12 protein-coding genes are annotated in these 11,417 nt (G+C 58.5%); all 12 read left to right on the forward strand.

Going from position 1 to position 11,417, the window contains the following annotated elements:
* The first annotated feature begins 128 nt into the window (after positions 1-128).
* The 12 genes from ATY79_RS19140 (at position 129) to ATY79_RS19190 (ending at position 11,230) form a co-directional block, all read left to right on the forward strand.
* On the forward strand, positions 129-1,058 hold the full coding sequence (locus ATY79_RS19140; RefSeq protein WP_088693142.1) for a sugar ABC transporter substrate-binding protein: 930 nt from the start codon (positions 129-131) through the stop codon (positions 1,056-1,058).
* A gap of 72 nt (positions 1,059-1,130) precedes the next feature.
* On the forward strand, positions 1,131-2,672 hold the full coding sequence (locus ATY79_RS19145) for a sugar ABC transporter ATP-binding protein (protein WP_088704602.1): 1,542 nt from the start codon (positions 1,131-1,133) through the stop codon (positions 2,670-2,672).
* A gap of 33 nt (positions 2,673-2,705) precedes the next feature.
* Positions 2,706-3,731 carry an ABC transporter permease gene (locus tag ATY79_RS19150; RefSeq protein ID WP_088693144.1) on the forward strand — a complete coding sequence of 342 codons (1,026 nt, stop codon included), beginning with the start codon at positions 2,706-2,708 and terminating at the stop codon, positions 3,729-3,731.
* A 157-nt stretch (positions 3,732-3,888) separates the two neighbouring features.
* Positions 3,889-4,947: a dipeptidase gene (locus ATY79_RS19155; protein ID WP_088693145.1), complete on the forward strand. Its 1,059-nt coding sequence runs from the start codon at positions 3,889-3,891 to the stop codon at positions 4,945-4,947.
* A gap of 48 nt (positions 4,948-4,995) precedes the next feature.
* Positions 4,996-6,639: an ABC transporter substrate-binding protein gene (locus ATY79_RS19160; protein WP_088693146.1), complete on the forward strand. Its 1,644-nt coding sequence runs from the start codon at positions 4,996-4,998 to the stop codon at positions 6,637-6,639.
* An 18-nt stretch (positions 6,640-6,657) separates the two neighbouring features.
* Positions 6,658-7,725 (forward strand): ABC transporter permease, encoded by a 1,068-nt coding sequence (locus ATY79_RS19165; RefSeq protein WP_189637159.1) that lies wholly within the window; start codon positions 6,658-6,660, stop codon positions 7,723-7,725.
* A complete protein-coding gene (locus ATY79_RS19170) occupies positions 7,722-8,657 on the forward strand; it encodes an ABC transporter permease (protein WP_088704603.1) in 936 nt (311 codons plus the stop codon). The genes ATY79_RS19165 and ATY79_RS19170 overlap by 4 nt, the downstream gene beginning before the upstream one ends.
* The gene (locus ATY79_RS19175) at positions 8,654-9,487 is read left to right on the forward strand and encodes an ABC transporter ATP-binding protein (RefSeq protein ID WP_088693149.1); all 834 of its coding nucleotides are present in this window, start codon (positions 8,654-8,656) and stop codon (positions 9,485-9,487) included. The genes ATY79_RS19170 and ATY79_RS19175 overlap by 4 nt, the downstream gene beginning before the upstream one ends.
* On the forward strand, positions 9,484-10,233 hold the full coding sequence (locus ATY79_RS19180; RefSeq protein WP_088693150.1) for an ABC transporter ATP-binding protein: 750 nt from the start codon (positions 9,484-9,486) through the stop codon (positions 10,231-10,233). The genes ATY79_RS19175 and ATY79_RS19180 overlap by 4 nt, the downstream gene beginning before the upstream one ends.
* 160 nt (positions 10,234-10,393) lie before the next feature.
* On the forward strand, positions 10,394-10,588 hold the full coding sequence (locus tag ATY79_RS19185; RefSeq protein WP_088704604.1) for a hypothetical protein: 195 nt from the start codon (positions 10,394-10,396) through the stop codon (positions 10,586-10,588).
* Positions 10,589-10,712: 124 nt separating this feature from the next.
* Positions 10,713-10,877: a hypothetical protein gene (locus ATY79_RS30955; protein ID WP_189637160.1), complete on the forward strand. Its 165-nt coding sequence runs from the start codon at positions 10,713-10,715 to the stop codon at positions 10,875-10,877.
* Between the two features lie 188 nt (positions 10,878-11,065).
* Positions 11,066-11,230 (forward strand): DUF1328 domain-containing protein, encoded by a 165-nt coding sequence (locus ATY79_RS19190; protein ID WP_088693152.1) that lies wholly within the window; start codon positions 11,066-11,068, stop codon positions 11,228-11,230.
* The last annotated feature ends 187 nt before the right edge of the window (positions 11,231-11,417 follow it).

Here is an 11,417-nt window from a genome sequence, read left to right on the forward strand (position 1 = left end):
TTGTTCCGTTTCTTGACGGACGGCCAGCAGGAGACGGCCCAGGCGAACTAAAAAACTGGCTTTTGGGCTCGGCCCGAAGCTCCGGCGTGAGGAGGGTGCAGCCGGACACCGCTTTGGAGGAAAGAAGAATGAAGAAATTTATCATGGGTACTGCCATGGCGCTCGTCCTGTCGACGGCCGCTCATGCCGAAACCGTCGGCGTCTCGATGTCGAAATTCGACGACAACTTCCTGACCGTTCTGCGCAACGGAATGCAGAACTACTCCAAGACTCTGAACGGCGTGACACTGCAGGTCGAAGACGCCCAGAACGACGTCGCCAAGCAGCAAAGTCAGATCCAGAACTTCATCGCATCCAAGGTCGACGCGATTATCGTCAATCCGGTTGACACGGACGCCACGGCGGCCATGTCGAAAATCGCAGCCGAAGCCGGCATTCCGCTGGTTTACGTCAACCGCGAGCCGGTCAACGTTGATAGCCTTCCGGACAAGCAGGCTTTCGTCGCTTCCAACGAGCAGGAATCCGGTACGCTTGAAACGAAGGAAGTTTGCCGTCTTCTTGGCGGCAAGGGCAAGGCCGTCATCCTGATGGGCGAACTCTCCAATCAAGCCGCTCGCATGCGCACCAAGGATGTCCATGATGTTGTCGCCACCGACAACTGCAAGGGTATAGAGATCCTTGAGGAGCAGACAGCAAACTGGTCGCGCACAGAAGGTTCGGATTTGATGACGAACTGGCTCTCCAGCGGCATCGAGTTCGACGCCGTCATTTCGAACAATGACGAAATGGCCATCGGCGCTATTCAGGCTCTCAAGGCAGCCGGCAAGGATCTCAGCAAGATCGTGATCGGCGGCGTTGATGCCACGCAGGACGCACTTGCCGCGATGCAGGCTGGCGACCTCGACGTGACGGTCTTCCAGGATGCAGCCGGGCAGGGCAAGGGTGCGCTCGACGCGGCTCTGAAGCTCGCGAAGGGCGAAAAGGTGGACAAGAAGGTTTATATTCCTTTCCAACTCGTCACGCCTGAAAACGTCAAGGACTTCGTCGCGAAGAACTAACGTCGGAAAAATGGGGTGCGGGACATACGGTTCCGCATCCCAAGCTTCAATCCGTGTTCGGGAGGAGATGAGATGGTTGTCAGCCCGTCTACAATGGCCGCAGTGCGTCACAGCGGCGCTGTTCCGAATGCGGAATACCTGCTGAGCGCCGAAGGCGTGCGCAAGGAGTTTCCAGGCGTTGTTGCACTCGACGATGTCCAGTTCCAGCTGAAACGCGGCACCGTGCACGCCTTGATGGGCGAAAACGGCGCCGGCAAGTCCACGCTGATGAAAATCCTCGCAGGCATCTATATCCCGGACAAGGGTGAGGTGCGCCTCAAGGGCGTCGAGATTCAGCTAAAATCACCGCTCGATGCGTTGGAAAATGGTATCGCGATGATCCATCAGGAGCTGAACCTGATGCCCTATATGACCGTTGCCGAGAACATCTGGATCCGGCGCGAGCCGAAGAACAGGTTCGGCTTCGTCGATCACGCGGCAATGTTCCGCCAGACGGACGAGCTGTTTCAACGACTGAATATCGACATCGACCCGGAGATTCAGGTTCGCGAACTTTCCGTCGCCAATCGGCAGATGGTCGAGATCGCCAAGGCGGTCTCCTACAATTCCGACGTCCTGATCATGGATGAACCGACATCGGCGCTGACCGAGCGCGAGGTTGAGCATCTCTTCCGGATCATTCGCGACCTCAGGGCTCAGGGCATTGGGATCGTCTACATCACACACAAGATGAACGAGCTGTTCGAGATCGCCGACGAGTTCTCTGTGTTCCGCGACGGCCGTTATATCGGCACCCATGCGTCAACAGATGTCACGCGCGACGACATCATCCGCATGATGGTTGGCCGAGAGATTACCCAGATGTTTCCGAAAGAGGAGGTCCCGATCGGCGACGTCGTGCTCTCGGTCAAGAACCTCACACTGAACAACGTTTTCCATGACGTTTCCTTTGATGTCCGATCGGGCGAGATCCTTGGCGTCGCCGGACTTGTGGGATCAGGCCGATCGAATGTCGCGGAGACCTTGTTCGGCGTAACGCCGGCGACCTCAGGCACGATCGAACTCTTCGGCAAGAAGACGGACATCGTCTCGCCTACCGTTGCGATCCAGAACCGCATGGCGTTCCTGACCGAAGACCGCAAGGACACGGGCTGCCTGCTGATTCTGAGCGTTCTCGAGAATATGCAGATCGCCGTTCTCCAGGATAGGTTCGTCAAGGGTGGCTTTGTGCAGGAAGGCTCGATCGAAGCAACCTGCGAAGACATGGCGAAGAAACTCCGGGTCAAGACGCCCAATCTCGACGAGCGCGTGGAAAACCTTTCCGGCGGCAACCAGCAGAAGGTCCTGATTGGTCGCTGGCTGCTTACCAATCCGAAGATCCTCATTCTCGACGAGCCGACACGCGGCATCGATGTCGGCGCCAAGGCCGAAATCCATCGTTTGGTGACGGAAATGGCGAGAAGCGGAGTAGCCGTGATCATGATCTCGTCGGAAATGCCGGAAGTGCTGGGCATGAGCGACCGCATCATGGTGATGCATGAAGGACGCGTAACCGGTTTTCTCAATCGCGACGAAGCAACGCAGATCAAGGTGATGGAGCTTGCAGCGCAGTGACGCGCGGGCTCGGGAACCGAAGGGAGGATATTCATGAATACAAACGCAGCTGAGGCCACAGCCCCACTCGCAACGCGCGCTCGCAGACGGCGCGTTCCGCCCGAGCTCAGTATTTTTCTCGTCCTGATCGGCATTGCGCTTATCTATGAAATTCTCGGCTGGATCTTTATCGGCCAGAGTTTCCTGTTCAATTCGCAGCGCCTGACGATCATGATCCTTCAGGTCTCCGTCATCGGCATCATCGCGGTGGGTGTGACACAAGTCATCATCACCGGCGGCATCGACTTGTCATCCGGCTCTGTCGTTGGCATGACGGCGATGATTGCGGCAAGCTTTGCGCAGGCATCGACCTGGCCGCGGGCGCTCTATCCTTCGCTGACGGACCTGCCATTCTTCATCCCGATCGGCGTCGGTCTCCTCATCGGCCTCGCAGCGGGCTTTATCAACGGGCAGCTGATCGCAAGGACCAAGATCCCGCCGTTTATCGCCACGCTTGGCATGATGGTCTCGGCACGCGGCATTTCCAAGTGGTATACCAAGGGTCAACCTGTCTCCGGTCTCACCGACCAGTTCAACTTCATCGGGACAGGCATTTGGCCCGTGATTGTGTTCCTCGTCGTTGCGCTGATCTTCCATATTGCTCTGCGCTATACCCGCTACGGCAAGTTCACCTACGCAATCGGCGCTAATCTGCAGGCCGCACGCGTATCCGGTATCAATATCGAAGCCCACCTGATCAAGGTTTACGCGATCGCCGGTCTGCTGGCGGGTCTTGCCGGCGTGGTCACGGCGGCCCGCGCCCAGACCGCGCAGGCTGGCATGGGCGTCATGTACGAACTGGACGCCATTGCCGCGACCGTTATCGGCGGCACGTCTCTGACAGGCGGCGTCGGCCGTATCACCGGCACAGTTATCGGCACGATCATTCTCGGCGTGATGACCTCGGGCTTCACCTTCCTTAGGGTTGATGCCTATTACCAGGAGATCGTCAAAGGACTGATCATTGTGGCCGCCGTCGTGATCGACGTTTATCGACAAAAGAAACGCGCGAAGCATTGACGAAAGCAATTCGGAACGGGGGCCTCGGCCCCCGTTTTTCGTTTCCGCTAACCATCGATACGGAACAGGAAGATTTCTGAAAAAAAGGGTAGCGTATTCCGCTAGCTTTTCTATTCTGCGCTCTTCATATCGCCCGCCCGGGCACACAGGAACGCAGATGCAATTGGTATTCGACGGCCACAACGACGTCCTCCTCCGGCTTTGGACACATGAACGGGATGGCGGCGATCCGGTCGCTGAATTCTCAGACGGCATCGATCTGGGCCATATCGATGCCCCGCGCGCCAAGGCTGGCGGACTGGCAGGTGGGCTCTGCGCAATTTACGTGCCCTCCGGTGATCTCGTTTTTGCCGATCCCGACAAGAATGGCCACTACGTCACGCCACTTGCCGCTCCGCTGGAGCCGCTTTCCTCGCTGAGGATCGCCACGGAAATGGCCGCGATCGCGCTTCGCCTGGACCGCGCTGGCGCCTGGCGCCTATGCTGCACTGTCAAGGAGATCCGCCAGGCAATGGCCGATGGCGTCTTTGCGGCCGTCATGCACATGGAAGGTTGCGAGGCCATCGGGGCGGACCTGGCGGCACTCGAAGTATTCCATGCCGCCGGCTTGCGGTCGCTGGGACCTGTGTGGAGCCGTCACAATATCTTCGGCCACGGCGTGCCCTTCGCCTTCCCCATGTCGCCGGACACCGCGCCCGGCCTGACGGAGGCCGGCTTTGCCCTGGTACGCGAATGCGACCGGCTCGGCATTCTGATCGATCTGGCGCACATCACGGAGAAGGGCTTCTGGGATGTCGCAAAGACGACCGATCAGCCGCTCGTCGCCAGCCACTCCAACGCTCACGCGCTGACGCCGGTTGCCCGCAACCTCACCGACAAGCAGCTCGACGCCATCAGAGAAAGGCGCGGCCTTGTTGGCGTGAACTACGCGACTGCAATGCTGCGTAGCGACGGTCGTTCCGATGGTGACACACCGCTCAGCGACATGGTGCGACACATCGACTATCTCGTCGAGCGCGTCGGCATCGACTGCGTCGCGCTCGGCTCGGACTTTGACGGCGCGACCATTCCCGAAGAAATCGGGGATGCCGCAGGTAACCAGAAGCTGATTGTCGCCCTCCAGCGTGTTGGCTATTGTGCACGAGATCTCGAAAAATTGGCCAGCGGGAACTGGCTGAGAATTCTGGCTTCGGCGTGGGGAGAAGAGGCCGCCTAAGCTTGCCTATCGCTTTGCATTGAAATGGAAAACAGGGGAACAAAAACCATGATAGTCAGCAAATTTAACCGCACTTTCCGTCTGCTTTCGGCAGGCGCCGCTCTGTCGATCATGATGGCCGCCGCACCCGCTGCCTTCGCGGAAACGCCGAAGGACACGCTGGTCGAAGGCTTCGCCATCGACGACATTATCACCATGGACCCCGGCGAGGCGTTCGAGCTGTCGACGGCCGAAGTCACGAGCAACACCTATAGCCTGCTCGTCCGTCTCGACATGAGCGACACGTCGAAGGTCAAGGGCGACCTCGCCGACAGCTGGACGGTTTCCGACGATGGCCTGACCTATACGTTCAAGCTGAAGCCCGGGATGAAGTTCGCGTCCGGCAATCCGATCACCGCCGAAGACGTCGCATGGTCCTTCGAGCGAGCCGTCAAGCTCGACAAGAGCCCGGCATTCATCATCACCCAGTTCGGCATCAATGGCGACAACGTCACCGAGAAGGCAAAGGCGACGGATGAAAGCACTTTCGTCTTCACCGTCGACAAGCCCTATGCGCCGAGCTTCGTGTTAAACTGCTTGACGGCAACCGTTGCCTCGGTTGTCGACAAGAAGCTGGTCATGGATCACGTCAAGTCCGTGACGCCGAGCGCCGACTACAAGTATGACAACGATTTCGGCAACGAATGGCTGAAGACCGGTTACGCCGGCTCCGGTGCCTTCAAGCTGCGCGAGTGGCGTGCCAACGAAGTTGTCGTGATGGAACGCAACGACAATTACTATGGCGATAAGGCGAAGCTGAACCGCGTCATCTATCGCTTTATGAAGGAAAGCTCGGCGCAGCGCCTTGCGTTGGAAGCAGGCGATATCGACGTCGCCCGCAACCTGGAACCCGGTGATCTGGATGCAGTCTCCAAGAATGCCGACCTGACGACCGTCAGCGCGCCGAAGGGCACCGTCTACTACGTCAGCCTCAACTCCAAGAACGAGAACCTGAAGAAGCCGGAAGTTCAGGAAGCCTTCAAATACCTCGTCGACTACGATGCGATTGGCTCGACCCTCATCAAGGGCATCGGCGAAATCCACCAGACCTTCCTGCCGAAGGGCCAGCTCGGTGCGCTTGATGAAAATCCGTACAAGCTCGATGTGGCCAAGGCCAAGGAACTGCTTGCGAAAGCCGGCCTGAAGGACGGCTTCTCGGTGACGATGGACGTCCGCAACACGCAGCCGGTAACTGGTATTGCGGAATCCATGCAGCAGTCGCTCGCCCAGGCCGGCGTCAAGATGGAAATCATCCCCGGCGACGGCAAGCAGACCCTGACGAAGTTCCGTGCGCGTACGCACGACATGTACATCGGCCAGTGGGGTTCGGACTACTTCGACCCGAACTCGAATGCCGATACCTTCACCACCAACCCGGACAACTCGGACGCCGGTACGGTCAAGACGCTCGCATGGCGCAATACCTGGGAAGCGCCCGAACTCGAGAAGGAAACGAAGGCTGCCTTGCTCGAACGTGACGGCGCAAAGCGCGCTGCCATGTATGAGGACATTCAGAAGAAGTTCCTCGCCAACAGCCCCTTCGTGATCATTTTCCAGCAGATCGAAGTGGCAGGCGCCCGCAAAAGCCTGACGGACTTCAAACTCGGCCCGAGTTTCGACACCAACTATGTCGGCCCGATCGGCAAGGAATAATCCGGCAGGATTGATCCGTTGAGCATCGTTGAAACAAAGATGGAGGCACGGCCCAAACAGGGCCGTGCCGTTCCCATTGCCAAAGCGGTCGGGCGATTTCTTGTCGCCGCTGTCACGACTTATCTTGGCCTTTTGGCCGTGACCTTCTTCATTGGCCGCGTCGTGCCGATTGATCCAGTCCTTGCGATTCTCGGCGACCGCGCGCCCGCGCATGTCGTTGAACGTGTCCGTCGCGAGCTCGGCTTCGACCTGCCGCTCTACCAGCAGTTCTACATTTATCTGAAGAGCATTCTTTCGGGTGACTTCGGAACCTCCGTTCTGACCACCAACCCCGTGATGGTCGACATTAGGCGCGTTTTTCCCGCAACGATCGAGCTCGCAACGCTCGGGACGATCATCGGCTCGGTTATCGGCGTGCCGCTCGGTGTGCTGGCCGCCGTTCGCCGAGGCAGCATGGCCGACCAGATCGTCCGTGTGATCGGCCTGATCGGCTATTCCGTGCCGATATTCTGGCTAGCGCTCATCTCGCTTGTGATCTTCTACGCGCAATTGCGATGGGTTGCCTTCCCCGGCCGCATCGATATCGTCTTCGAATACAGCTTCACGCCGATAACCGGCTTCTATCTGCTCGACAGCGCCATGCAGGGCCAATGGGACGTCTTCTACGACGTCTTCCGCCATATCATTCTGCCCGCCTCGCTGCTCGGCTACTTCTCGCTTGCCTACATCAGCCGCATGACCCGCAGCTTCATGCTCAACGAACTGAGCCAGGAATATGTGGTTGCGGCGCGCGCCAAGGGGCTCTCGGAAACCAGGGTGATCTGGGGTCATGCGCTACGCAACGCCGCCGTACCCCTCGTCACCGTCATCGCACTCTCGTATGCCAGCTTGCTTGAGGGTTCGGTGCTCACGGAGACGGTTTTCTCCTGGCCAGGTATCGGACTCTACATCACCAATTCCCTTCAGAACGCGGATATGAACGCTGTCCTCGGTGGTACCATCGTCATTGGCACGGTCTTCATCGGCATCAATCTTCTGTCCGACCTTCTCTACCGGACGCTTGACCCTAGGACGCGAAGCCGATGACGGTTCCCGCAAATCAATCAGCACCGCTGAGCCGCCGTGAGTGGTTGCTTTCCGATCGGCCGCAGTCACGCACGCAGGCTCGCTTGGGCCGAGCCTACGTGACCTGGCGGCAATTCACCGCAAACCGCCTGGCCGTCGTAGGTCTCGTGATCATCATCGCCCTCGTGTTTGTGGCTGCCTTTGCGAACTTGCTCGCAACCCATTCGCCGATCGTGGGCGACCTGAAGAACGCTCGTCTGCTGCCGCCCGGCACCGAGGGTTACATGCTGGGCACGGACGATCAGGGCCGCGATATCTATTCGCGTCTCATTTACGGCTCCCGCTTGACACTACTCGTCGTCGTTCTCGTCGCGGCCATCTCGGCGCCGATCGGCCTGATCGTTGGAACGGTGTCGGGTTATGCCGGCGGGTGGGTTGATGCGACGCTGATGCGCGTTACCGATATCTTCCTCGCCTTCCCCAAGCTGGTGCTTGCCCTCGCTTTCGTCGCGGCTCTTGGACCTGGCATACAGAACGCAATCATCGCGATTGCGATCACCTCCTGGCCGCCCTACGCGCGCATCGCACGTGCGGAGACGCTAACCGTGCGGCGATCCGACTACATTTCTGCGGTCAAGCTGATGGGCGCATCACCCTTGCGGATTGTGGTCCGGCACGTGATGCCGCTTTGCCTTTCCTCGCTCATCGTTCGCGTGACGCTCGATATGGCCGGCATCATCCTGACGGCTGCCGGCCTCGGCTTCCTCGGTCTCGGCGCGCAGCCGCCGCTTCCCGAATGGGGCGCGATGATTGCGTCTGGGCGGCGCTTCATCCTGGATCAGTGGTGGGTGGCAGCCATGCCGGGTTTCGCCATCCTGATCGTGAGCCTCGGCTTCAACCTGCTCGGCGACGGCTTGCGCGATGCGCTCGACCCCAAGGAGAGCGGCCAATGACGGATCTCCTCACCGTCCAAAACCTCAAGGTCAGTTATCCGACGCGCACCGGCGTGATCGAAGCCGTCCGCGGTGTCTCGTTTACACTTGGCAAGGAACGCCTCGGCATCGTCGGCGAGTCCGGCTCCGGCAAATCCCAGACGGGGCGCGCCATCATGGGTCTGACCCCGAAGCACGGCATCGTTTCGGCCGACAAGCTCGATTTCAACGGCATTGATCTTCTCGCCGCATCCGCCAAGCAACGCCGCCGGTTGCGTGGCAAACGCATCGCGATGGTTCTGCAGGATCCGAAATATTCACTGGACCCCGTTATGTCGATTGGTCGGCAGATCTGCGAGACGCTGAGGACTCACGAAAACGTCGGCAAGGCAGAGGCGCGCGACCGGGCTCTTGCCATGTTGGAGGCCGTGCAGATCCGCGATCCGAAACGAGTATTCGACCTCTATCCTCACGAGGTCTCGGGCGGCATGGGCCAGCGCGCCATGATCGCGATGATGTTGATTGCCGATCCGGAGTTGTTAATCGCCGACGAACCAACCTCCGCGCTCGATGTCACGGTCCAGCTGGACGTTCTCAGGATCATGGATCGGCTCGTGTCGGAACGCGGCATGGGGCTGATCTTCGTATCCCACGACCTGCGCCTCGTCTCATCCTTCTGCGACCGCGTCATCGTTATGTATGCCGGCAAGGTCGTCGAAGAACTCAAGGCATCCGAGCTTAAGAATGCGCGCCATCCCTATACGCAGGGCCTGTTGAACTGCATGCCCCAAATTGGCGAAAGCAGGCATCCGTTGCCGGTCCTCGATCGCAAGCCGGAGTGGGCCGCATGAGCGTTGCACTTTCAGTCGACAAGCTGAGTGTGATCTATGATCACTTCCACGCGCTGAAGGATGTCAGTGTCGATATCGAAACCGGCGAGTCATTCGGCCTGGTCGGTGAATCCGGATCGGGAAAATCGACGCTGCTTCGTGCCGTTGCCGGCTTGGCACCGGTGGCAAGCGGCTCCATCAAAATTCAGGGCGAGCCGCTCGCCGGCTCGAAGCGATCAAAGGCCTTCTACAGACAGGTGCAGATGGTTTTCCAGGATCCTTATGGATCCCTGCACCCTCGCCAGACCATAGATCGCCTGCTGCTCGAGCCGCTGGCGATACACGGCATCGGCGATAGCGACACGCGGATTGCCCGCGCCCTCGATGAGGTCGGGCTTGGAAACGGTTTCCGCTTCCGTTACCCGCATCAGCTTTCCGGTGGCCAGCGCCAACGCGTTGCGATTGCCCGCGCACTGATCGTCGAACCGTCCATCCTCTTGCTTGATGAGCCGACCTCGGCTCTTGACGCTTCCGTACAAGCGGAGGTTCTGAACCTGCTCGAGCAGGTGCGGCGAGATCGCAGCCTTACCTTCGTCATGGTCAGTCATGATCTCGGCGTCGTCACCCACATGTGCGATCAACTGGCGGTGATGCGAAACGGGGCCGTCGTCGAGCGCTTAACCTCGGCCCAACTGGCGCAGGCAGCAGTAACCGAGGATTACACGCGAAATTTGATGGTCGCCAGCAAGGGTTTTGTCAAAGCTTGAAGGGCAATTCTTTCAACGAATTGATTTCGCTGGGACTCTCCGGGCCTCAGCCTTAACGATCGACTAAAACACGACCATTCAACTAGACTATTGACACTTGCCTTACTTCTGTCATGATCCGGTTAACGCCCGTTAATTTTCGTGATCATGGAGATCAGGCATGTTTTTTCTCGGCGGCATGACCATGGGATATCTGCATCCACCGGCCAAAACCGATAGAGAAGCTCCGGTCTCGACTTCCATTCCCGCAGAGAAAGACCGGCGGCTCCTCGAAACACCCGAAGCGCCGGCCAAGATCCGTCAGGGTAGCGGAGAGGATCGTTCCTTGCTCTGGGCGTGGAGAACTCTCGTCTGATCGCTGAAGGGACGGATTTTTTAACGTCCCCCTGGCAGGACAGAATTTTATCTCTACCTATCAGATAGAGAAAATAAGAAAACGCTCTAACGAAAAAAGAAGCGCGGAGAAACGGAGGTAGCACATGGCAGACTTGGGTATCTCGCACGCTCATGTGAATCAGTATGGTTCCGTCCAGACCAAGAAGCCTGGCACGACCCGTAGCAAGATCCAGCTTGCAGTTCACGCAACCCTTGTCACGGCGGCATTTGTTTTCGTCGCAGCCCTCGTCTTTGGCATCGTAAGTTAAGCCAAAGAGTACGTAGAGTTGCGGCAGACGAAGGATGCTGCCCCAGACCACGTTTGGCTGCCGGTATTTTCAAAGGCGCGTCGATTTGGACGCGCCTTTTCTATTTGGCTGAACCAGACCTTGGACCTCCAACGGAACCAATAGGGCGACCTCCCGTTATTTGATCAGCAAAGACAAAGGAGATCGCCATGCTTTATTATGCACTTGTATTTCTCGTTGTAGCGCTGATTGCCGGCGTACTGGGCTTTGGCGGCATTGCAGGTGCTTCGGCATCCATCGCTCAGGTGCTTTTCTTCATCTTCATAATCCTGTTCGTTGTCTCGCTGGTCATGCGCCTCATGCGGCGCGCCTGACGAAAAAACGCTGATGTGAAATCGCAAACCGGCGCTTGCCTGAGCGCCGGTTTCCTTTCGACCGCAGGTGATATCCGCACGCCGCCGGATTGCATCCTTTGAAACATCTTGACTTGAATTATCGCAATGGTGTCCAACTTTCTCGAAAATGGCTCCAAAAGGGTGGAGGGCGCAACGGAGCCGTCTT

It is taken from the genome of Rhizobium sp. R693, assembly GCF_002211315.1.
Taxonomy (GTDB): domain Bacteria; phylum Pseudomonadota; class Alphaproteobacteria; order Rhizobiales; family Rhizobiaceae; genus Rhizobium.